The sequence below is a fragment of the Protofrankia symbiont of Coriaria myrtifolia genome, from assembly GCF_900634755.1.
Classification (GTDB): domain Bacteria; phylum Actinomycetota; class Actinomycetes; order Frankiales; family Frankiaceae; genus Protofrankia; species Protofrankia coriariae.
On record NZ_CAAAFS010000143.1, the window covers coordinates 16,570 to 39,234 of the forward strand.

A 22,665-nucleotide genomic window follows, 5' to 3' on the forward strand; every position below is an offset into this window, starting at 1 on the left:
GTCGGATGTTCGGATGTGTGGCCTGGATGTCGGGAAATACCGTCCGGGTCACGGGTGGGATGGCTGGTCAACAAAAAGGACGCGTCCGGACCGGGTATTGTCGCGGTGGCGCAGCGGCGGCCTTCGTAGCACCTGTTCCGCCGACAGCGGAAAAGGACGGCTGATGAATGGTCGTGGACCATGCCACGGGCCGTCCGGACCGGCCGAAGAATTCTTGACGCCGGTGCCGGGAGCGGCACCGGGCGTCAGCGACAGTTGGCGCTGGACACGCGCACCAGGTCCACGTAAAGCCGTGCCGTCAGGTCGGCTCCCTGATCCATGAACTGATTACAACATGTAAGGGAAGTCCGTGTCCAACGGCTGGCGGAACCGGATTTCCGGAGGGTATCGGGGCCCGTCGGAACACGTCGGAGCGTGTTGGAACATATCGGAACACGCCGGCGAAAGGCGGCGGGCCGGACGGCCGGATCAGTGGCCGCGCACGATCCACTGGTCGTATTCGAGCGCCTCGGTGCCGATGGTGGTGTCGTCGCCGTGGCCGGTGTGCACCACCGTCTCCTGCGGCAGCGTCAGCAGCCGTCTTCTGATCGAGTTCAGCAGGGTCGAGAAGTCGGAGAACGACCGTCCGGTGGCACCCGGCCCACCGCGGAAGAGGGTGTCGCCGCTGAAGAGGACCGGCTCCCCGTTGATCACCCCGTACAGGCACACGCCGCCCGGGGAGTGCCCGGGGGTGTGCAGGACGTGCAGCCAGCCGCCGCCCGCGATCGGGATCTGCTGGCCGTCCGCGAGCTGGAGGTCCGGCGGGCGGCCCGGGTAGACCACCTCCCACAGCATGAGGTCGGCCTGGCACAGGGCGACCGGGGCCTGCACCCGCTCGGCGAGCTCCACGGCCGCGTTGATGTGGTCGTTGTGGCCGTGCGTCGCCACGATCATCGACACTCGGCGGCCCTCGATCGCGGCCATGATCACGGACGGGTCGTGCGCGGCGTCGATGACCAGTACCTCGCTGGCGTCCCCGACCAGCCAGATGTTGTTGTCGACGGTGAAGCTCTGGCCGTCGATCAGGAACTCGCCACGAGTGATGATCCGATCGACCCGCACTCCGTCGTGTCTGGCCACGCGTTCTCCGTTCCCGTCATCGTTGTCGTCCGGTGCTCCCGTGGTGGTCCACGGTCGTCCGCGTGTGTCGGGCCGGTCAACCCGGCCCATCCGGACCGAGCATGCCCGATCCGCCCAGACCGGTCGCCAGCGGATCCGGCCGGACCACGGGCGCCGGCGCGGAGCCGACACGCACGGGCCGACCGCACGTGCCGGCGGCAGCCCGCGTGTGCCAGTCGTACCCGCGTATGCCGGTCCGGGCTCGCGATGCGCAGGTCCGCGGGGTGCTGCCCGGGGCGTGCCGGTCAGAGCCGGACGACGCTGCGCAGCACGCCGCCCTGCCGCATCCGGGTGAACGCCTCCTCGACGTCGCCGAGGCCCACGGTCTCGGTCACGAACCCGTCGAGGTCGAGCCGGCCCGCCCGGTAGAGGTCGATCAGGACGGGGAAGTCCCGGCTGGGCAGGCAGTCGCCGTACCAGGACGACTTCAGCGAACCGCCGCGGCTGAACACCTCGATCATCGGCAGCTCGAGGGTCATCGACGGGTCGGGAACCCCGACGAGGACGAGCCGCCCGGCGAGGTCCCGGGCGAAGAACGCCTGCCGGTAGGTCTCCGGGTGGCCGACCGCCTCGATGACCAGGTCGGCGCCGTTGCCATCGGTGAGCGTCCTGATCGTCTCCACCGGGTCGAGGTCGCGGGCGTCGATGGTGTGGGTGGCGCCGAACCGGCAGGCCCAGATCAGTTTGCGCTGGTCGACGTCGACCGCGATGATCTTCCGGGCGCCCGCGAGGGCCGCCCCGGCGATGGCGGCGTCCCCCACACCGCCGCAGCCGAACACCGCGACCGTCTCACCGCGGGTGACCGCGCCGGTGTTGACCGCCGCGCCGAAACCGGCCATCACCCCGCAGCCGATCAGCCCGGCGGCCTCCGGGCGGGCCGCCGGGTCGACCTTCACGCACTGGCCGGCCGCCACCAGGGTCGCCTCGGCGAACGCCCCGATGCCCAGCGCCGGTGACAGCTTCCGGCCGTCGGCCGCCAGCCGCATCGGCTGGGTGGCGTTGCGGGAGTCGAAGCAGTACCACGGCCGGCCGCGCAGGCAGGACCGGCAGTTCCCGCAGGGCGCCCGCCAGGCGATCACCACGTAGTCGCCGGGCACCAGCGAGGTGACCCCGTCGCCGACAGCCTCGACGGTCCCGGCGGCCTCGTGGCCGAGGAGGAAGGGGTAGTCGTTGTTGATGGCGCCCTCGCGATAGTGCAGATCGGTGTGGCAGACGCCGCACGCCTGGACCTTTACCCGCGCCTCCCCCGGACCCGGGGCGGGGACGACTATCTCCGTCAGGGTGACGGGGGCGCCCTTCTCCAGGGAGACCACGCCACGCACAGTCACCGCATCCGTTGCCGTGCCCATTGTCATGCTCCCGTCGTCGTCGACCGTCGGCGGCCCGGACACCTGGCCGCGCACCAAGCATGATCGTGCAGTTCTCGGCCGTCCAGACGGGCTCGCCCCGGCCGTCCGGACAGGTGCCGACCAGGCTTCAGTCAAGCTTCAGCCAGGCTTCAAGCCAAGCACCGTTCACAGTGGGCCGGCAATTCCCGCCGGTGGAAATACGTCCCGGTATAGTTACCAACTGTTATTGAGAGCTGTCTGTCGCTATCGGTGGAACCCGCCGGGAGCGGACCGGAACAACGGGGACATCGGCTGCGCCGGGTCGCGGCCACCGACCCGGCGGGATGCGTCCGACCATCGGTCGGTACGCTCCTGTCGGTCCGCTTCTGCTCTCCGCGCACCGATCCGCAAGAAGGGAGCAGGTCCCTCGACATGACCGCCGATACTTCGCCGATGGCGGCCCCGGTACGCCCCCCGTACGGGCGGATGACCGTCGGGGAACCAGCGCTGCCCGATGACAGCCAGTTCGACGCCGCCGACCTCCCCGCCACCGATGGCGACGCCGGCGAGATCGGGCCCACCGGACGCCCGTTGCCCGTCTTTCCGGTACCGCCGCCGGTGTCGACACACGGGCCCGCCTGGGTGGTCGCCATGTGCAACCAGAAAGGCGGCGTCGGCAAGACGACGAGCACGATCAATCTCGGTGCCGCGCTCGCCGAATACGGCCGCCGCACCCTGCTGGTCGATTTCGACCCGCAGGGCGCGCTCTCGGTCGGCCTCGGCATCAACCCGATGGTGCTCGAGCACACCGTGCACGATCTCCTGATCGGCACCGAGTCCGAGATCGGTGAGGTGCTGGTCCCCACCCAGGTCGACGGGCTGGACCTGCTGCCGAGCAACATCGACCTGTCGGCCGCGGAAATGCTGCTCGTCACGGAGGTCGGGCGGGAGCACACCCTGGCCCGCGCCCTGTCCCGGGTGCGTTCGGTCTACGACGTGATCCTCATCGACTGCCAGCCGTCCCTGGGCCTGCTGACCGTGAACGCGCTGACCGCCGCCGACGCCGTCATCGTCCCGCTGGAGTGCGAGTACTTCGCCCTGCGCGGCGTCGCCCTGCTGCTGGACACCATCGACAAGGTGCGCGACCGGCTGAACTCCAGCCTGGAGCTCGCCGGCATCCTGGCCACCATGTACGACGCGCGTACCCTGCACGCCCGGGAGGTGCTGGCCAGGGTGGTGGAACGCTTCCCGCACGAGGTCTTCCACACGGTGATCAACCGGACGGTACGCTTCCCGGAGACCACCGTGGCCGGCGAGCCGATCACCACCTACGCGCCCACGTCCGTGGGCGCGGACGGCTACCGGCGGCTGGCCCGCGAGCTGATGGCCCGGCACGCGACCTCGTCCGCGGCGGGGTGAGCGGCCGGGAGCGTGGTCGGGCGGTCGGTTGGCTGGCTGGTTAGTCGGTTGGTCGGCCCGGTGGGCGACGACGGGGATACGTACGTCCAGGAAGCGGGACGGATCCGGGACGGGATAAGGAACCTGTAGAGGCGTGCTGTTCTACCTGGCCGAACCCGCGGCGCTACTGGGGATCGCTCTCGCGCTCCTCATCGGGATCCACGCTCACGACGGCGCGCAGGTCCTCGTCGCGAGGCTGCTGCGGGACCCCAGCCCGCTGCGCAGCGGGCGCCTGACGGCGTCGCTGAAACACCGGGTCAGCCCGTTCAGCGGGGTCGCCATGCTCATCTCCGGGGTCGGCTGGGCCGAGCCGGTACCCATGAACGACGTGTGGCGCAAACGGCGGTTCCACGTGGCCACGGCGGTGCTGTCCGGTCCGCTGGCCTACCTGCTGCTCGCGTTCGCCGCGATCGTCGGGTTCAAGTTCGTCTCCGAACCGGTCCTGTTCGCCGAGGGTGACCGCGTCCTGGAGATCGACGGCGCGGGTAGCTTTCTCGCCCAACTGCTGCTGTGGATGGCGGGCACGTTCGGGTCGCTGTTCATCCTGAGCCTCATCCCCGTCCCACCGGCGGACGGCGGGCGGGTGCTGTTCCTGCTCGGCCCGCAGTCGCCGAGCTGGCACCGGGCCAACTACCAGCTCCGCGAGAACAACATCGGCATCGTCATCCTGCTGGTGATCCTGCTGCTGCCGGTGCTGTTCGTGTCGTTTCCCTCGGTCATCGGCCAGCTCATCCTGCCGCTGCTGCGGGGGCTGGGCAGCATCGTCGGCGTCGACGTCGGTTGAGCGCCTGTCGCGGATCCGCCCGCCGGCTCGGACCACCCGGTCGTCCCGCCGGCCCGGACGACCGGACCCAGCCGTGCCCGCTGGACGGCCGGCTGCCGCAACCAGCACTGGGGACGGCCGGTCCGGCCTGCCCGCGTCCGGCGGGCGGCCGGCCGCGCTCGAACGGACGTGCGGTGGCCCGGGACGGCTCGTGCCGCCGCGGCGGTAGCGTCGTGTCATGGCACGGACCGGGACATCTCCTCGGCCGAGCGTGACCACGCCGGCACCCGGTGCCACCACGCCCAGGAATGCCGCGCCGGGCGCCAGAGCGCCCAGGAAGGCGCCGCGCGACACCACCACGGCACCGGAGGCCGGCACGGGCCCGGAGGCTGGAGTGCCCGGGACCGCGGCACCCGAGGCTGGAGCGCCCGCAGTGGCGGTGCCGACCGGCCGCGGCAGGGCCGGCAGCTCCTTCGTGGTCGAGCTCGCCAACTTCAGCGGGCCGTTCGATCTGCTGCTGTCCCTGATCGCCAAACACAAGCTGGACGTCACCGAGGTCGCGCTCTCCCAGGTCACCGACGAGTTCGTGGCGCACATCCGCCGCCTCGGCCCCGGTTTCGACCTCGGGCAGGCCACCGAGTTCCTGGTGATCGCCGCGACCCTGCTCGACCTCAAGGCGGCCCGCCTGCTGCCGGGGGCGATCTCCGATGACGAGGTGGAGGACCTCGCCCTGCTGGAGGCCCGTGACCTGCTCTTTGCCCGGCTGCTGCAGTACAAGGCCTACAAGGAGGCGTCGCTGCTGTTCGTGGGCCTGATGGCGCTCGAGGCCCGCCACGTCCCCCGGGCCGTGCCGTTGGAACCGCGTTACGCGCAGGCTCTCCCCGAGGTGCAGATCGGTATCGGGCCGGCCGATCTCGCCCGGCTCGCGGCCCGGCTGCGGGAGCCTCCGCTGCCCCCGCAGGTTGCCACCGACCACGTCCACCTGCCGAGGATCAACATCCGCGAGCACATGCTCGCCGTGCTGGAGAAGCTGCGTGAGCTCGGCAGCGCGTCGTTCCAGGCGCTGTGCGCGGACTGCCGGCAGACGATCGAGGTGGTCGCGCGTTTCCTCGCCCTTCTCGAGCTCTTCCGGGAGGGCCGGGTCGCCTTCTTCCAGGAGGTTCCGCTGGGAGAGCTGACAGTACGGTGGGTAGCTGATACCGACCCCGCGGACTCCAGGCGGCAACCGCGAGAGGCGACGGACGCCACAGACGGCACAGACGGCACAGACGGCGTGGACGACGTGGGCGACGTGGGCGGTACGTATGGCGTACGCGGCATCGTCACCAGCGCCGTCGGGGATGCCGACGCTTCCGGGGATGTCGACGACGTCGGGCCGGCCGGGCCCGGCAGAAGCCGGAAACGAGGATCACGACGGCAGTGACGGGGGAACCAGGATGACGGGGGAAGCGGATCCGCTCACCGGCGGCGAAACCGTGGCGGCCGACAGCCCGGACGAACACGAACCGGACGAGAACGAACCGGATCCGGACGAACGGCACGCGGGCGGATCGGGCGCGGAGGATGACGCGCCGCGGCCGCCGTTGCCGGCCCTTGTCGAGGCGATCCTGATGGTGGCGGAGAACCCGGTGCCGGTCACCGAGATCGCGGTGAGCCTGGGCGTTCCCGCCACCGAGGTCGAGGGCGTTCTCGTCGAACTGGCCCTGGAGTACATCGCCGACGGCCGTGGCTTCAGCCTGCGGGACGTCGGCGGCGGCTGGCGTTTCTACACCAGCGAGGCGTGCGCCCCCTGGGTCGAGCGGTTCGTCCTCGCCGGGCAGAGCCCGAAACTGTCCCAGGCGGCGCTGGAGACCCTCGCGGTCGTCGCCTACCAACAGCCGGTCAGCCGCGGGCGGATCTCGGCGGTGCGCGGGGTGTCCGCCGACGGGGTGATCCGTACCCTGACCGCCCGCCGGCTGGTCGAGGAGGCCGGGACCGACCCCGACACCGGTGCCATCCTGTACCGGACCACCGACTACTTTCTGGAACGGATGGGCCTGCGGCATCTCGACGAGCTGCCGCCGCTGGCCCCGCTGCTGCCCGGCATCGCCGACGTGGACGACATCGAGGGCCCGTGACCGGACACGAGCGGAGCCCGCGGACGGGCCGAGGCCCGATGACGGATCGAGGGCAGGGCCCATGACGGATCGAAGAGCTGTGACAGGCTCGCGGACAGGACGGAGGCCCATGACGGCCGGTGACGCGAACGCAGAGGGCGTTCGCCTGCAGAAGGTGCTCGCCGCGGCCGGGGTCGGTTCCCGCCGGCACAGCGAGGAGCTGATCGCCGCGGGCCGGGTGCGGGTGGACGGCCGGGTGGTCGAGACGCAGGGCATGCGGGTCGACCCGCAGACCGCGATCATCGAGGTGGACGGCGAACGGGTCGTCACCCGGGCGGGCCTGGTGCACCTGGCGTTGAACAAGCCCGTCGGGGTGCTCTCGGCGATGTCGGACGACCGCGGCCGGCCGACCGTCGCGGACCTGGTGACCGACGCCGGCCCGGGGCTGTTCCACGTCGGGCGGCTGGACGTCGACAGCGAGGGCCTGCTGCTGGTGACCAACGACGGGGAGCTGGCCCACCGGCTGTCACATCCGTCCTTCGAGGTCGCCAAGACCTATCTGGTCGAGGTCGCGGGGCCGGTCGGCCGGGACGTTCCCCGACGGTTGCGCGAGGGCGTCGAACTCGCCGACGGCCCGGTGCGCGCGGACGCCGTCCGTATCGTCGGTTCGGCCGGTTCACGGGTCATGCTCGAGATCACCCTGCACGAGGGGCGCAACCGGGTGGTACGCCGCCTGATGGAGGCAGTCGACCATCCGGTGCGCCGGCTGGTGCGGACCAGGATCGGCCCGGTGCACCTCGGCTCGCTGCGGGTGGGCCGGACCAGGCACCTCTCCCGGGGCGAGGTCGGCGTCCTCTACCGCGAGGTCGGCCTGTAACGAAGCCGACAGGTGGCTGGCAGGTAGGGCGACGGGTGGGAGACGCCCCCGCGGCGCGGGCGGCGGGACGGGACACGGGCGGCGGGGCAGGACGGGACAGAACAGGGCATGAAGGGGGAGACGGAAGGAAAGCCCGGAAAGGCGCGGGCGGACACGGGGAACACGCCGGGCAACCAGTGGTCGACCCGTGGAAACACCCACGACCCGTCCGCGAACTATGGTGGCGCGGTGAGTGTCACATCCGGCGCATCCCGATCCTCCGGCCACGGGCCGCCGCCGCAGCGGGTGGGGATCGTCGGGTCCGGGCTGATCGGTACCAGCATCGGGCTGGCGCTGACCGGCCGCGGCGTCAACGTCCTGCTCGCCGACATCGACACCGAACAGGTGAAGGTCGCCGAGGTCATGGGCGCCGGCCGGCCCTGGCACGGGGAGGCGGTCGAGCACGCGGTGGTCGCCGTCCCCCCGCACGCGGTCGCCGGGGAGCTGCGGCGGCTGCAGCGGGCCGGGATCGCCGAGACCGTCAGCGACGTCGCCAGCGTGAAGGCCAGGCCGATCGTCGAGGCCGTGCAGACGGGCTGCGACCTGTCGACGTGGTGCCCGGCGCATCCGATCGCCGGGCGGGAGCGCGGCGGCGCGGCCTCGGCCCGCGCCGACCTGTTCGCCGAGCGGACGTGGGTGGTTTGCCCGCTGCCGCACACCTCGCCGGCCGCGCTGGCGGCCACCGTCGCGATCGCCCACACCTGCGGTGCCACGCCGGTGCGCACGACCGCGGACCGGCACGACCAGGCCATGGCCGCCCTGTCCCACCTGCCGCAGGTGGTCGCGAGCTTACTCGCCGCGGCCACGCCCGATCTTGCCACCGGCGAGCTGGCGCTGGCCGGCCAGGGATTCCGGGACGTCACCCGGCTGGCCGACAGCGATCCCGGCCTGTGGTCGTCGATCCTGGAGGGCAACCGCGGCCCGGTCGCGGCCCGGGCACGCCTGCTGGCCGCGCGGCTCACCCAGCTCGCCGACGTCCTCGACCAGGGCAGCGAGCAGGAGGTCATGCTGGCCGTCCGCACGCTCATGGCCGGCGGCAACGCCGGTCGGGCACTGCTGCCGCGCAAGGCCGGCGCGGTGTCCCGGCCGTGGGCGTGGGCCTGGGTGGGAGTGGTGCTCGCCGACCGGCCCGGCCAGCTGGGCGCCCTGTTCACCGCGATCGGCGACTGGCAGATCAACGTCGAGGACATCGCCGCGTTCGAGCACAATCTCGACGCCCCGGCCGGCATCGTGGAACTCGCTGTCGCGCCGGACATCGTCGACTCCCTGCTGGACAGGCTGGCCGCGGCCGGATGGACCGCCTACCGCCGCTCGTGACCGCCAGCCGCCCTGGCCGGAAGGCCGCCCTACCCGGGCGCCTACCCGGGCGCGACGCCATCCTTCCCGGATGGACGGCCCCGGGTAGCCTGAGCCGGGTTGACCGCATCGGCGTCGGCTCGGGTGAGCATCCGGATCGGGCGGGCCGGTTTCACCGCGTCGGTTGCCGACGGGTTTCTGGTGTAGACGGGTTTGTGGTTGTGGTGCAGATGTCGCGTCCGGACGGAGGAAACGGTGGAACACGACCGCGGTTGGCGTGAGCCGGTGGTTGCGTCGGCTACCGGCGCTCAGGAGGCGTCCGCAGATGGTGAGGGCCGCCGCGCCGAGTCCTGGCGGCCCGACGGGCCCGCGCCGGCCACGACAGGTGTGACGGGTGTGACGTCGCCGCAGCGGCTGGTCCGCGACGGGCTCGTCATCGCGGTGGACGGGCCCGGCGGGTCGGGCAAGAGCACGGTTGCCCGGGAGATCGCCCGTCGACTCGGCCTGCGGTATCTCGACACGGGCGCGATGTACCGGGCGGTGACCCAGCTCGCCTTGGAGAGCCGGATCGACATCGAGGACCACAACGCGGTCGCCGAGCTCGCGGAGCGGGCGGTGCTCACGATCGGTACCAGCCCGGACAATCCGACGATCGCCGTCAACGGCGAGCCCGTGGACGACCTGATCAGGACCAGGGCGGTGACCAACGCGGTGAGCGCGGTGGCCGCGGTGCCCGCCGTCCGCCGGCGCCTGGTCATCCGCCAGCAGCAGATCATCGCCGAGGCGTCGCCGGTGGGCATCGTGGTGGAGGGCCGCGACATCGGCTCGGTCGTCGCCCCGAACGCCCCGGTCAAGGTGTTCCTGACCGCCTCGACCGAGGTTCGGGCGCTGCGCCGGTCGCACCAGCTGGGCGAGCGGGGCGTCGACGACGTGGCCCGCACCCTTGCCGAACTCGACCGCCGGGACGCCCTGGACAGCACCCGCGCCGCGGACCCGCTGGCCGTCCCCGACGACGCGATCGTGCTCGATTCGACCGCTCTGTCCGTCCAGGACGTCGTGGACGAGGTCCTACGGCACTATGAACAGGCATCGGCCCGAGCGTCATGACGACGATCGAAGACCCCCGGGACGGCGCGCCGCGAGCCAGCGTGGCCAGTGCGACCGGCGTTCCCGCGACCAGTACTCCCGCAACCGGCGGCCCACGGGACGACGCTTCGCGGGGTGACGCTTCTGCGACCGGCGGTGTGCGGGGTGACGCTCCGAAGGGCGATGCCCTCGCCGGTGCGCAGGGCGGTGTCGCACCGGGTGGTGCTTCGAACGGCGATGTTTCCGAGACTGATGACGCGCAGGCTGACGTCCCACGGGGCGATGCTCCCGCGGCCGGCGCTGTGCGGGGTGACGCCGCGCGGGGCGTCGGTTCCGTGGCCGGTGCCCCGCGCGGCGGCGGAGGGCCGGGCGGCGGGCGGCCGTCCACGGCGGTGTCCCGGCGGGCCGCGGCGTCCCGGCCGTACAACGACATTCTGCACACGGTGCTCAAACCACTGTTCCGCCTGATCCTGAACAGAGTCGTCATGCGCCTGACGGCCGAGGGGCTCGACCGGGTCCCGCCCACCGGACCGCTGATCTTCGCGAGTAACCACAGCAGCCTGCTCGACGGGCCCCTGGTCGTGATCGAGGCGCCGCGCACGGTCCGCTGCCTGGTGAAGTCCGAACTGTACACCGGGATTCTCGGCCGGCTGCTGCTGCTGTCCGGGCAGATCCCCATCAACCGGGGCCGGCCCGACCGGTTCGCGCTGCACACCGCACTCGACGAGCTTTCCCGCGGCGGCGCGATCGGGGTGTTCCCGGAGGGGACCAGGGGCAGCGGCGAGGTGGAAACCGTCCAGCACGGCATCGCCTACCTGGCTGTTCACGGCCGCTGCCCGATAGTGCCGGTCGCCTGTGTCGACACCGGGCAGGTCCTGCCGAGGGGGGCATACTGGCCGCGGCGCTCCGTCCACGCACGGATGGTCTTCGGGCATCCGTTCGAGGTGGAGATCCCGGCCAATCCACGGTCGCGGAAGGCGCTGGCCGAGGTGGCCGAGGGCATCCGGGTCCGGCTCGCCGACCATCTCGCCCAGGCCCGGCTGACACCCGCGCCCCTGCCCGCCCCGGCCGCGCCGCCCGCCCGGCGGCCAGGACCGCGCTGGGCGGCCAGGGTGAGCCGCCGGCCGCGGCGAGGCGGCCCCGGGCCGACCGGATCCGGCAGGCGGTAGAGATCCGCAGAGATCCGGATCCGACAGAGCACAGAGAGCACAGAGACGAGGACGTTGTGGGTGTGGCTTCGCAGGCACCGCGGGACTCCGCCGCGGGCCGGTCCGGAATCGACGACCGCCAGCCGGTCCTGGCCGTTGTCGGACGCCCCAACGTCGGCAAGTCGACGCTGGTGAACCGGATACTCGGCCGGCGGGCCGCGGTCGTCGAGGACGTCCCCGGGGTGACCCGGGACCGTGTCGCCTACGACGCGACCTGGAACGGCCGCCGTTTCGTGGTGGTCGACACCGGCGGCTGGGAGCCGGACGCGCGTGGGCTCGCGGCCCGGGTCGCCGAGCAGGCGCGCGCCGCCCTCGACACCGCCGACGCGGTGCTGTTCGTGGTCGACACCACCGTCGGGGCCACCGACGCGGACGAGGCCGTCGCCCGCGTGCTGCACCGCAGCGGGCTGCCGGTGGTCCTCGCGGCGAACAAGGTCGACGACTCCCGCGGCGAGGCCGACGCCACCGCGCTGTGGAGCCTCGGGCTCGGTGAGCCGCACCCCGTCTCGTCCCTGCACGGCCGGGGCAGCGGGGACCTGCTCGACGCCATCCTCGAAGCCCTCCCGCCGGCGCCCCGGGAACGTTTCGAGGAGATCGACGGCCCGCGGCGGGTCGCCCTGCTGGGCAAGCCGAACGTCGGCAAGTCCAGCCTGCTGAACAGGCTGGCCGGCACGCAGCGCTCGCTGGTGCACGACGTCGCCGGCACCACCCGCGACCCGGTCGACGAACTGGTGACGGTCGGCGGGGAGACCTGGAAGTTCGTCGACACGGCGGGTCTGCGTCGGCGGGTGCGGGAGGCCAGCGGGGCGGAGTACTACTCGTCGCTGCGCACCGCCGCCGCGCTGGAGGCCGCGGAGGTCGCGATCGTCCTGTTGGACGCCAGCGAGTCGCTCACCGAACAGGACCAGCGGGTGATCACCATGGTGGTCGAGGCCGGCCGGGCCCTGGTGCTGGCGTTCAACAAGTGGGACCTGCTCGACGAGGACCGCCGGCTGACGCTGGAACGGGAGATCGTTCGGGATCTGGGTCGGGTGGCCTGGGCGCCGCGGGTGAACGTCTCGGCAGCGACCGGCCGGGCGGTCGACCGGCTGGCCCCGGCGTTGCGGACGTCGCTGGAGTCGTGGGGGACGCGCATCTCCACCGGCCGACTCAACGCCTGGCTGGGGGAGGTCGTGGCGGCCACTCCGCCGCCGTCGCGGGGCGGCCGGCTGCCCCGGGTGCTGTTCGCGACCCAGGCCGGGGTGCGCCCGCCGCGTTTCGTCATCTTCTCGACGGGTTTCCTGGAGCCGGCCTACCGCCGCTTCCTCGAACGCCGCCTGCGCGAGGATTTTGGTTTCGCCGGAACGCCGATCGAGATTTCGGTCCGGGTCCGTGAACGGGGCGAGAAACGCCACTGAGCCGCCTGAACGAGACAAAGGAGCACCAACCATGAGATCGGTGACAGATCGATTCTCTTGATTGCCGGTATCCGTCTGGTTGAGCGGTCCGCTGCACAGTGCCATGCTCGGTGGCAATGGGTACAGGGCCTGATTCGCCGGGATGGCAGGTCGGCAGCTCGGCAGGTCGCGGGCTTCGGCAATGCCGAGACGAGTATGGATGAGCGAAAGAAAGCCTTCACGAGACGGGGCTGACGTTCCCGCGGCAGTGGCCGGCATAGCGATGGTCGCGCTGGACGCTCGAGGCGTGCTCACCGCGTGGACGGCAGGAGCCGGTCGGCTGCTGGGCTATCGTCCGGACGAGGTGGTGGGACGCGCCGCGGCGGACCTTCTTGCCGTGGACCTTCCGGCGTCGGCGCTACCCGGCATCGAGCGGCGGGAGGAGTGCAACGGCCGAGTGATGCTGCGGCGCCGGGACGGCCGCGCCGTCGAGGTTGACGTCCACGCGGCCCCGACGCACGGTACGCGGGGAAACAGCGGCTGGGTCGTGGTGGCTCTCGAGCCGGGTGAACCAGGTTCGCGCCATGACACGGCGGCGGCGCTCAAGAACTGGGCACTCGACCAGATGCCGATCGTCCTCGGGATCTACGACCGCGAGAAGCGCATGGTGGGAGGCAACGAGGAAGCGCAGCGCGTCATAGCCGCGCGGGAAGAGGCGGTACTCGGACTCCGTCCGGGGGAGATCTTCCCCAGCCTTATCGCCGACCAGGTCGAACAACTGATGACGCAGGTGATCCGCACGGGGGAACGGTCGACTCTGGAAATGGTCACCCCGCTGCCTGGCGAGAGCCATGCGCACGCCTGGTCGGTCTTCCTCTACCCGGTGAAGGACCCCGCAGGCACGGTGCGGGGGGTGTCGACAGCAGCCCTCGACACCACCACGCGGTACCGGGCCAGGCAGCGGCTGGCCATCGTGAACGCGGCCAGCGTCCGCATCGGAACCACGCTGGACACGATGCGGACCGCCCAGGAGCTGGCGGACGTGGCCACCGAGCAGTTCGCCGACTTCGTCAGCGTCGACCTGCTCGACTCCGCCGTCGGTGACAACGAGGCGGATCCGCGCCGGGCCACCGCAGGCGTGCTCCTCCGCCGTGCCGCACAGCAGTCCGTCCTGGATGGCTGCCCGGAGTCCGCGGTCGAGCCGGGAAAGACAGAGCGCTACTCCGGGGACTCGCCTCTGGCCTGTGCCCTGGTCACCGGCAGGCCGTCGCGGTACGCGATCGACAACCCCGACATTCAGGCGTGGTTGGAGCATGACCGTGGTTGGAGCATGACACAGCGCGTGCACGCAGTGCCCGCGCGTACGGGATCCATTCCCTCATCGTGGTACCGCTGCTCGCCCGCGGGACGACCCTCGGGCTCGCGGTGTTCCTGCGGCACCGCACCCCCGACCTGTTCGACACCGATGACCTGCTTCTCGCCGAGGAGATCACGGCCAGAGCGGCCCTGTGCATCGACAACGCCCGCCGCTACACCCACGAGCGCAACACCGTGCTGGCCCTGCAGCGGAGCATGTTGCCGCAGCGCACGTCCCCGTATGTGGCGGTGGCGGTCGCCTCCCGCCATCCGTCGGCCGGCTCCGGCTCCGGGGCCGGTGTGGGCGGTGACTGGTTCGACGTCGTCCCGCTGTCCGGAGGCAGGGTTGCCCTCGTGGTGGGCGACGTGGTCGGGCACGGCATCCAGGCGTTGGCCACCATGGGACGCCTGCGCCTGGCGGTCCGCACCCTCGCCGACATGGACATGCCGCCCGACGAGCTGCTCACGCATCTCGACGACCTCGTCCTGCGTCTGGCTGACCGAGCCGACCGGGAAGAAGGCCCAGGAGCCGAGGAAATGCAGACAGCAGCGGCCGGGGAGATCGGCGCCACCTGCCTGTATGCGGTCTACGACCCGCTCTTCCGCCGCTGCACGCTCGCTCGTGCCGGCCACCCCGTGTCCGCCGTCGTCGCCCCGGACGGCACGGTTGACTTCCCCGAACTGCCCGCCGGCCCCCCGCTGGGCCTCGGTGGCCTGCCCTTCGAGTCCGTCGAGCTGGAGCTGCCCGACGGCAGCCTGATCGCCCTGTTCACCAACGGTCTGATCGAGTCCGGCGAATCCGGTGCCGACGCCGGATTCGACCGGCTGAGCCGTGCCCTGACCGCCAGCGACAGCACGTCCTCCCTGGAGCAGATCTGCGACAACGTGCTGGACGCGCTGCTGCCCGGCGGTGTCCCCTCCGACGACGTCGCCGTACTCCTCGCCCGTACCCAGGGCATGGACGCCTCCCAGGTCGCCATCTGGGACCTGCCCGCGGACCCGGCGGTGGTGGCCCAGGCCCGTCAGATGGCCACCGACCAGCTCGCCGCCTGGGGGCTGGAGGAGGCGTCCTTCGTCACCGAGCTCGTGGTCAGCGAACTGGTCACCAACGCCATCCGCCACGCCGTCGCGCCCATCCAGCTCCGGCTGATCCACGAGAGCAGTCTCATCTGCGAGGTCTCCGATGCCAGCAGCACCGCACCTCACCTGCGCCGCGCCCGCGTCTTCGACGAGGGCGGCCGCGGCCTGCTCCTCGTCGCCCAGCTCACCCAACGGTGGGGCACCCGCCACACCCCACACGGCAAAATCATCTGGGCCGAGCAGCCATTCCCGACCGGCCACTGACCGCTCCCGACGGGCCGCCGCCGGTCGAGGAGGGACTGTCCGGCGCAGCAGGCTCGCAGGCGGTAATGCGCGCTCCGCCTCCACGGTGAGGCGACGCACTGCTGTGGCTGACCGCCGACCACCACCAAGGCGTATGTCCAGGGTAGGGCTGACCGGCGATCGGTCCCCAGATGGTCCCAACGCCCGCCCGGGTTGATCGACTGACCTGGCATCATGGAGACGCGAAAAAGACTGTTGACCAGGACCTATAGCCCTGTTCAGCAGCCTCGCTCCAGCGTCGGGACGACAGGATTTGAACCTGCGACCCCCAGACCCCCAGTCTGGTGCGCTACCAAGCTGCGCCACGTCCCGTACGTCGACCACGTTACCTTATGATCCCGCCGGCGTGGCAGGCGCCCCGGCTGGTTGTAGCGGCTGCCCCGGCTGGTCGTCCGCTATGTCGAGGACGAATGGGCCGTCAGTCTCGCCACCGGCGAAGGGCTGCCGGGAGGTCCCGTGGCGAGAGGTTGGAACGGGGCGTCTGGGAGGAGGTGATCCGGGTGGATGCGGCGAAGGTCGGCGGCGGCATCCACCCGGATCGGCCGGTCTGGGCACGCTGGGTATACGCCAGGGGCGGTTGGGTATAACGCCAGGCGGTTCAGCGTGCCCAGACCTCCTGGTCACCGCGTCGCGTGGCTCCTGCGGCGAGCGGCGAGGCCGGCACCGAGCACCGCGACACCGAGTCCAGCGCCGGCGATGGGAGCGATCGGGAACGACGGTGCCATACCGCCGCCACCCGCATGTACGCCACCCTGCGGGACCGGTTCGGAGGACGGCTTCTGGGTGGCTGACTGGCCCGGCCCCTGCCCGGAGGGCTGGCCCTGCTGACCACCTTGCTGGCCCTGCTGACCACCTTGCTGGCCCTGCTGCTGACCGGACTGCCCCGGCCACTGGCCCCCGCCCGGCGCCGCGCCCTGGCTGCCGGACCCGCCCGATGACTGGGACGGGTTCGCGCCGGACCAGCCGCCGCCTCCGGACTGCGCGGACTGGCCGTTCTCCCCCTGCTCGGGAGGCTGCGGGGTCGGCAGCTGGATGGGCAGCTGGGGCCATCCGTTCGCCCCGTCGCCGCTCCAGGACTGCCCACCATTCTGCTGCTGGGTGGCCGCGGGGGATATCGTCGAAGCGCCGGAATCCGACGGCCCGTCCGCGAATGCGGCTGTGGGGCCGAACCCCACGAAGAGCCCGGTGACGGCTGACATGGCCAGCATCACCACGCCCCGGCCGATTTTGTGCGTCATGACCTTTCCTCTTCTCTCGTACTGCGGCGGTATTGTTACCGCGGGCTACACCATAGCCATCTGATGTCCAGGGGAAGGCGTGGAACGCGATATGGCCACGACGGGACCGAAGGTTGTCCGGCCGGCGCGATGGTTGGTTCTGGTCGGAATTCTCCTGATCGGGGTGAGCGGTCAGAAGTTTGTTTCGTCCGAATATGGGAAACTGGTCGGGGCGCCCGATGTGACAGCCACTACGGGGACCGGCGCGGGGCCGGCGCCAGCACCAGCAGTTGCGGTACCGCAGGATCCGGCTGACGGCGGGCGGCGGCAGAACAGCCCGCCGACTTTTCTGCGTATTCCGGAAGTGGGCGTGTCCGCGCCGGTCGGGTCGGTCGGTCTCAATGCGGACGGGACCCTCGAAGTGCCGACATCCTGGACCGACGTCGGTTGGTACGAATATGGGCCGCGGCCCGGCGACATCGGCGCGTCCGTACTTGTCGGGCATTATGACTCGACGACCGGGCCGGCGGTCTTCTACCATCTCGACAAGCTCAGAAAGTCGGACACGGTAGAGGTGAACCGTACGGACGGGACGACCGTGCGGTTCACGGTCGACCGTATTCAGGAAGTTGCCAAGGACGATTTTCCGGTGGCGGAGGTGTATGGCCGGTCCGATCGTCCGGAACTACGGCTGATCACTTGTGGCGGTGCTTTCGACAAGAAAACCCGCCACTATCTGAAGAATGTGATCGTGTACGCGCACGCCATCGCCGACCCGGCGTGAGTACGGCCGCTGCTCAGCGGCTCGGGAGATGCGGCGGGCACGGAAACGGGTCCACCGGCCGCCGCCGCGGCGGCCGAGGCGCGGGAGTGAGGCGCGGGAGCCCAGGGCTGGATGGCCGAGCGACGTGTACATGACACCGACGTATACGCTGCGTGAAGAGATGTATGCCATAGCGGGCGTTACCCTTCGCTGAGACAGGCGATCCCGGGGAGGGGCCATGAACGTCTCGGTGCCACCGGTTGTCCGCGCGGCTGCCGTACTCCGTGCGCTCGGTGCGATCGGTGTGATCGGTGTGATCGGTGTGATCGGTGTGATCGGCGTGATCGGTGTGATCGGCGTGATCGGTGTGATCGGCGTGACCAGTGCGGACGGGGTGCCCGGGCGCGCGTTCTCGCGCCGAACCGGGCGGGGCGCCGGGAAGAGCCCGTCCTCCCCACGGAGCAGGACCCGCGGCCCGCGGCGGCGCGGGCATGGGCGCGCGCGCGGACACGGACGTGGACTGACGTCACACGATGATCGGCGACGGGCGGCCGTTCGTCCGTGGGACCACGGGCGTGAGCCGGCGTCCCCGGCATCCCGGACGTCCTCGACGCCGCTGGCGGGTCTGCCGGCGGCGATGCTTGTGGCGGCCCTGCTGGCGCTGGCGGCCCTCACCGGATGCGCGGGCACGGACGCGGGGGCAGGGATCGCGCAGGTGTCACCTTCCGCGGGAGCATCCGTCGGAGAAGTCGGCGGCCAGCCCGGGACGACGAACCAGCCAGACAGCGGGCAGCAGGGTACCGGGCAGTCCGGCACCGGCCAGGGGGCGGCGACACCGGGTGCCGCCGCGGGCGCGGCGGACTTCCCGTACCAGCCGTTGTGGCCCTTCGCCAGCGCCGCTGACGCGCGGGCGTGGCAGACGGGCGGCGGTCCGGACGGGCATCAGCCGTGGCATCTCGACCCGGCGTCCACCGCGCTGTCCTTCGCCCGGGACTTCCTCGGCTTCACCGACATCGACCGGACACTGGTCAGCACCGTGACCGGGGAGCACGCCCGGGTGCAGGTCGGCTACGCCACCGAGGGTGAGCGTACCGGCATCGCGGCCGTCGTCCATCTCGTCCGGTTCGGTTCCGGCAGCGACGCGCCGTGGGAGGTCGTCGGTACCGACGACACCACCTTCTCGCTCACCCAGCCGGCCTACGGGGCGACCGTGACGGCGTCGCTGACGGCCGGCGGGCGGATCACCGGTGTCGATGAGAGCATCCGCGTGCAGGTACGGCCGGCGGCGGGTCCCAACGGCGGCCAGGTCGCCGGGGAGCGCTGCTGCCTGCCCGCGGGCGGGCAGAACTCAGCCTGGCGGACGACGGTGACGATCGACGCCCAGCCGGGCCAGGGCCTGGTCGTGGTCGCCTCCACGGGCGGCCATCTGCGCGGGGTGGAACGTTTCACCGTCACCGGCGTCCGTTACAAGGGCTAAGGAATAGCGCCGGCAGAGGAACCGGCGCCGGCAGGGGAACAGCGGCAACCCCGGCCGGCGGCGGTCAGCCGGCGAGGACGACGTCGACCGCCAGCTCGCCGGCGCCCCGGTCGAAGGTCAGCGCCGTGATGCTGCCGGCGCTGCGCAGGTCGGCCGCGACAGCCTCGACCAGGCCAACCAGGTCGGCGTCCCCGCTGACCCGCGCGGAGGCCACCGCCGCCTTCATCGACACCTTCGCCTCCGACTTGGCCCGCCGGATCGCCGTGAGCGCCGTGCTGACCGCCTCGAGCAGACGCGGGTCACCACTGTCAGCGATCTTGCGCAGCTCGCCGGCCTCCGGCCAGCGGGAACGGTGCACCGACCCGGGCTTCCACCACGACCAGACCTCCTCGGTGACGAAGGGCAGGAACGGCGCGAACAGCGCGAGCACCGTGGACAGGGCGATGGCCAGGGTGGCCCGCGCGGACGCCGCGCCCGGCTCGCCGAACGAGCCGTACGCGCGTCCCTTGACCAACTCGACGTAGTCGTCGCAGAACCGCCAGAAGAACGACTCGGTCAGCTCGAGCGCGCGGGTGTAGTCGTAGTTGTCCAGCGCGGTGGACGCGGAGTCCACCACCTCCGCCAGCGTCGCCAGCAGCGCCCGGTCGAGCGGCTCGCCGACGGTGCCGGCGTCCTCGACCGCGCCGAGGCCGAGGGCGAACCGGCTCGCGTTGAGCAGCTTGATGGCCAGCCGGCGTCCGATCTTCATCTGGCCGACGTCGAAGGTGGTGTCGGTGCCCGGCCGGCCGGAGGCGGCCCAGTAGCGCACCGCGTCCGACCCGTGCTGTTCGAGCAGGTCCAGCGGGGTGACGACGTTGCCCTTGGACTTTGACATCTTCTTGCGGTCCGGGTCGAGGATCCACCCGGAGATGGCCGTGTTCGTCCACGGCAGCGTGCCGAACTCGGCGTGGCTGCGCAGCACGGTGGAGAACAGCCAGGTCCGGATGATCTCGTGCGCCTGGGGGCGCAGGTCCATCGGGAACACCCGGGCGAACAGGTCGTCGTCGCTGCCCCAGCCGGCGGCGATCTGTGGGGTCAGCGAGGACGTCGCCCAGGTGTCCATCACGTCCGGGTCGGCGGCGAAACCACCGGGAACCCCGCGCTGGTCCTCACTGAAGCCGGGCGCGGTGTCACTGGACGGGTCGACCGGCAGCGCCGCGTGGTCGGGGACGATCGGCCGGTCGTAACGGGGGACACCGGCGTCGTCCAGCGGATACCAGACCGGGAACGGCACGCCGAAGAAACGCTGCCGGCTGATCAGCCAGTCGCCGGTCAGGCCGTCCACCCAGTTCTCGTACCGGACCCGCATGTGCGGGGGATACCAGTGCAGTTCACTGCCGCGGGCCCGCAGCTGCGCCCGCAGGTCCTCGTCCCGGCCGCCGTTGCGGATGTACCACTGGCGGGTCGTGACGATCTCCAGCGGCCGGTCGCCCTTCTCGTAGAACTTCACCGGATGGTTGATCGGCCGCGGGTCGCCCAGCAGCGCCCCGGCCTCGCGCAGCAGCTCCACGATCCGCTCGCGGGCGGCGTGCACGGTGCGCCCGGCCAGCTCGGCGTAGCGCGCCCGGCCCGCCGCCGAGACGATCGCCTCGGGCGGGTCGGGCAGCAGCCGGCCGTCCCGGCCGATCACCGCGCGGGTGGGCAGTTGCAGCTCACGCCACCAGGTGACGTCGGTGAGGTCACCGAAAGTACAGATCATCGCGATGCCGGACCCCTTCTCGGGGTCGGCCAGCCGGTGTGCCCGCACCGGCACCTCGACGTCGAACAGGGGAGTGCGCACCGTGGAGCCGAACAGCGGCTGGTAGCGCTCGTCGTCGGGATGGGCGACCAGGGCCACGCAGGCGGCCAGCAGCTCCGGCCGGGTGGTCTCGACGACGACGTCCCCACCGACGTTCTCGCCGTCCCCGCCGCCGTCGGCGCGGGCGAATGCCAGCGAGTGGTAGGCGCCCGGACGCTCCCGGTCCTCCAGCTCGGCCTGCGCCACCGCGGTCCGGAAGGACACGTCCCACAGGGTGGGCGCTTCCGCCAGGTACGCCTCGCCGCGTTCCAGGTTGCGCAGGAAGGCCCGCTGCGCCACCGCCCGGGAACGGGCGTCGATGGTCGCGTAGGTCATCGACCAGTCCACGGACAGGCCGAGGCGGCGCCACAGCTGCTCGTAGACCTTCTCGTCCTCGATCGTCAGCCGCTCGCACAGCTCCACGAAGTTGCGGCGGCTGACCGGGACCTGCTCCTTGCCGGTCTTGGCCGGCGGGGTGAGATCCGGGTCGTAGGGCAGCGACGGGTCACAGCGGATGCCGAAGTAGTTCTGCACCCGGCGCTCGGTCGGCAGGCCGTTGTCGTCGAACCCCATCGGGTAGAAGACCTCACGGCCGCGCATCCGCTGGTAGCGGGCGATGACGTCGGTGTGCGTGTAGGAGAAGACATGGCCTACGTGCAGGGAGCCGGAGACGGTCGGGGGCGGGGTGTCGATCGCGTACACCCGGGCCCGGTCGGCACTCCGGTCGAACCGGTAGGTCTCCTGCTCCTGCCACACGGCCGACCAGCGTGCCTCGACGCCGTCGAGGGTGGGCCGCTGGGGAACGGAGCGTCCAGGGACGGACCGGTCGGCGGCGGGCTGCTCCCGGCCGTCCGAGTCGTGCTGGTTCCTGCCTTCTTCTGTCACCACAGGTAACGATCCTACGGGTCGAACAATGTGAGCTCGGACACGGGCTTCACCAGGCCCCCTGCCTGATCCCTCTCGTCCTTCTCGGGTTCGTGCCTCCACCGATCCTCGTCCTGGCGCGGCGTCCGCGTCCTGCCCGGACGGCCACCCGCGGCGGTGGGATCGCGTCGGCAGGCAGCCGGCGGTGGCGGGCGAGCCGGGCTGGCGGGGCGTGTGGGTTGGCAGGATGTATCCCGTGCATGACACCGGCGAGGACACCGCCCCCACCGCATCGTCCGCCCCCACCGCGTCCGCCGTCGCGACCTCCGCTGCGGTACCCGAGCGCGCCCCGGCGAACCGCGCCCCGGCGGCCGGGCGGCCGCGGCCGGCGGACCTGCTCGCGCTGGCGCTCGACGTCGCCCACGAGGCCGGCGACCTGCTGCTGCGGGGCCGCAGCGGTGACGTCGTGGCCGAGACGACCAAGACGTCCCCCACCGACGTCGTCACCGCGCTCGACCGGGCCTCCGAGGAACTGGTCGCGAGTCGGCTGCGCGAGGCACGTCCAGGTGACGGCCTGCTGGGCGAGGAGGGCGCCGACGACCCAGGCACCAGCGGGGTGCGCTGGATCGTCGACCCGCTGGACGGCACCGTGAACTTCCTCTACAACCTGCCGAACTGGGCGGTGTCGATCGCGGCCGAGGTCGACGGGCAGGTGGTGGCGGGTGTCGTGCACGCGCCCGCCCTGGGCGTCACCTACACCGCGGCGCTCGGGGACGGTTCGGCCCGCAACGGTGTGCCGCTGTCCGGGTCGGCCGTCACGGACCTGGCGCACGCGCTCGTCGCGACCGGGTTCGGCTACACGGTGCAACGGCGGATCGCTCAGGTGACGGTGCTGACCCGGGTCGTCCCCCGGGTGCGTGACATCCGGCGGATGGGCGCGGCGTCGCTGGACCTCGGCGCCGCCGCGGCCGGCCTGGTGGACGCCTACTACGAGCGTGGCCTGCACCCCTGGGACCACGCCGCCGGGGCGCTGGTAGCGACCGAGGCCGGCCTGCGGGTCGGCGGTCTGCACGGCCGGCCGATCTCCAACGACCTCGTCATAGC

The 22,665-nt window shown here is 71.7% G+C and carries 18 protein-coding genes, 1 tRNA gene and 1 pseudogene; 14 read left to right on the plus strand and 6 right to left on the minus strand.

The genetic code is table 11. The annotated features are described in order from the left end of the window. Positions 1-468 precede the first annotated feature (468 nt). The gene (locus CM1CMNOD_RS08080; protein WP_013873183.1) at positions 469-1,119 is read right to left on the minus strand and encodes an MBL fold metallo-hydrolase; all 651 of its coding nucleotides are present in this window, start codon (positions 1,117-1,119) and stop codon (positions 469-471) included. 284 nt (positions 1,120-1,403) lie between these two features. Next, the gene (locus tag CM1CMNOD_RS08085) at positions 1,404-2,507 is read right to left on the minus strand and encodes an S-(hydroxymethyl)mycothiol dehydrogenase (RefSeq protein WP_013873184.1); all 1,104 of its coding nucleotides are present in this window, start codon (positions 2,505-2,507) and stop codon (positions 1,404-1,406) included. A 411-nt stretch (positions 2,508-2,918) separates the two neighbouring features. Here CM1CMNOD_RS08085 and CM1CMNOD_RS08090 point away from each other — a divergent pair, with 411 nt between their 5' ends. From CM1CMNOD_RS08090 to CM1CMNOD_RS23930, 10 genes and pseudogenes are all read left to right on the plus strand, one after another. Continuing rightward, the gene (locus CM1CMNOD_RS08090) at positions 2,919-3,905 is read left to right on the plus strand and encodes a ParA family protein (RefSeq protein WP_013873185.1); all 987 of its coding nucleotides are present in this window, start codon (positions 2,919-2,921) and stop codon (positions 3,903-3,905) included. Between the two features lie 133 nt (positions 3,906-4,038). Next, the gene (locus tag CM1CMNOD_RS08095; RefSeq protein WP_013873186.1) at positions 4,039-4,728 is read left to right on the plus strand and encodes a peptidase M50; all 690 of its coding nucleotides are present in this window, start codon (positions 4,039-4,041) and stop codon (positions 4,726-4,728) included. 412 nt (positions 4,729-5,140) lie between these two features. Next, positions 5,141-6,130, plus strand: a complete 990-nt coding sequence (locus tag CM1CMNOD_RS08100; protein ID WP_242625445.1) for a segregation and condensation protein A — start codon at positions 5,141-5,143, stop codon at positions 6,128-6,130. 13 nt (positions 6,131-6,143) lie between these two features. After that, positions 6,144-6,824 (plus strand): SMC-Scp complex subunit ScpB, encoded by a 681-nt coding sequence (gene scpB / locus CM1CMNOD_RS08105; protein ID WP_013873188.1) that lies wholly within the window; start codon positions 6,144-6,146, stop codon positions 6,822-6,824. A 109-nt stretch (positions 6,825-6,933) separates the two neighbouring features. Next, positions 6,934-7,680, plus strand: coding sequence for a pseudouridine synthase (locus CM1CMNOD_RS08110; protein ID WP_013873189.1), 747 nt, complete (start codon positions 6,934-6,936; stop codon positions 7,678-7,680). 108 nt (positions 7,681-7,788) lie between these two features. Further along, positions 7,789-9,036 (plus strand): prephenate dehydrogenase, encoded by a 1,248-nt coding sequence (locus tag CM1CMNOD_RS08115; protein WP_013873190.1) that lies wholly within the window; start codon positions 7,789-7,791, stop codon positions 9,034-9,036. A 375-nt stretch (positions 9,037-9,411) separates the two neighbouring features. Then, positions 9,412-10,122, plus strand: a complete 711-nt coding sequence (gene cmk, locus CM1CMNOD_RS08120; RefSeq protein WP_043605783.1) for a (d)CMP kinase — start codon at positions 9,412-9,414, stop codon at positions 10,120-10,122. Next, the gene (locus CM1CMNOD_RS23925; RefSeq protein WP_013873192.1) at positions 10,119-11,270 is read left to right on the plus strand and encodes a lysophospholipid acyltransferase family protein; all 1,152 of its coding nucleotides are present in this window, start codon (positions 10,119-10,121) and stop codon (positions 11,268-11,270) included. Before cmk ends, CM1CMNOD_RS23925 begins: the two co-directional genes overlap by 4 nt. Before the next feature lie 62 nt (positions 11,271-11,332). After that, positions 11,333-12,706, plus strand: coding sequence for a ribosome biogenesis GTPase Der (gene der, locus CM1CMNOD_RS08130; RefSeq protein WP_013873193.1), 1,374 nt, complete (start codon positions 11,333-11,335; stop codon positions 12,704-12,706). A 262-nt stretch (positions 12,707-12,968) separates the two neighbouring features. Then, a pseudogene (locus CM1CMNOD_RS23930) lies at positions 12,969-13,592 on the plus strand (PAS domain-containing protein); the annotation flags it as partial. On the opposite strand, the gene CM1CMNOD_RS22290 reads toward CM1CMNOD_RS23930, so the two are convergent. Further along, positions 13,562-13,816, minus strand: a complete 255-nt coding sequence (locus CM1CMNOD_RS22290) for a hypothetical protein (RefSeq protein ID WP_013873195.1) — start codon at positions 13,814-13,816, stop codon at positions 13,562-13,564. The pseudogene CM1CMNOD_RS23930 and the gene CM1CMNOD_RS22290 sit on opposite strands and share 31 nt — an antisense overlap. Positions 13,817-14,008: 192 nt before the next feature. Here CM1CMNOD_RS22290 and CM1CMNOD_RS22295 point away from each other — a divergent pair, with 192 nt between their 5' ends. Continuing rightward, complete coding sequence (locus CM1CMNOD_RS22295; RefSeq protein WP_013873196.1) at positions 14,009-15,385, plus strand: ATP-binding SpoIIE family protein phosphatase; 1,377 nt, start codon at positions 14,009-14,011, stop codon at positions 15,383-15,385. A 277-nt stretch (positions 15,386-15,662) separates the two neighbouring features. Here the strand turns inward: CM1CMNOD_RS22295 and CM1CMNOD_RS08140 are convergent. Continuing rightward, positions 15,663-15,736, minus strand: a tRNA-Pro gene (locus tag CM1CMNOD_RS08140). Between the two features lie 308 nt (positions 15,737-16,044). Further along, positions 16,045-16,662 (minus strand): hypothetical protein, encoded by a 618-nt coding sequence (locus tag CM1CMNOD_RS08145; protein ID WP_013873197.1) that lies wholly within the window; start codon positions 16,660-16,662, stop codon positions 16,045-16,047. A 91-nt stretch (positions 16,663-16,753) separates the two neighbouring features. Between CM1CMNOD_RS08145 and CM1CMNOD_RS24375 the strand changes: the two genes are divergently transcribed. After that, a complete protein-coding gene (locus CM1CMNOD_RS24375) occupies positions 16,754-17,425 on the plus strand; it encodes a class F sortase (RefSeq protein ID WP_013873198.1) in 672 nt (223 codons plus the stop codon). Between the two features lie 217 nt (positions 17,426-17,642). Further along, the gene (locus CM1CMNOD_RS22300) at positions 17,643-18,881 is read left to right on the plus strand and encodes a hypothetical protein (RefSeq protein WP_207387477.1); all 1,239 of its coding nucleotides are present in this window, start codon (positions 17,643-17,645) and stop codon (positions 18,879-18,881) included. A gap of 64 nt (positions 18,882-18,945) precedes the next feature. On the opposite strand, the gene valS is transcribed toward CM1CMNOD_RS22300, so the two are convergent. Further along, a complete protein-coding gene (gene valS, locus CM1CMNOD_RS08165; RefSeq protein ID WP_013873200.1) occupies positions 18,946-21,585 on the minus strand; it encodes a valine--tRNA ligase in 2,640 nt (879 codons plus the stop codon). A 370-nt stretch (positions 21,586-21,955) separates the two neighbouring features. Here valS and CM1CMNOD_RS08170 point away from each other — a divergent pair. Beyond that, positions 21,956-22,665, plus strand: a 710-nt coding sequence (locus CM1CMNOD_RS08170; protein WP_242625446.1) for an inositol monophosphatase family protein, incomplete at its 3' end; no start/stop codon positions are given.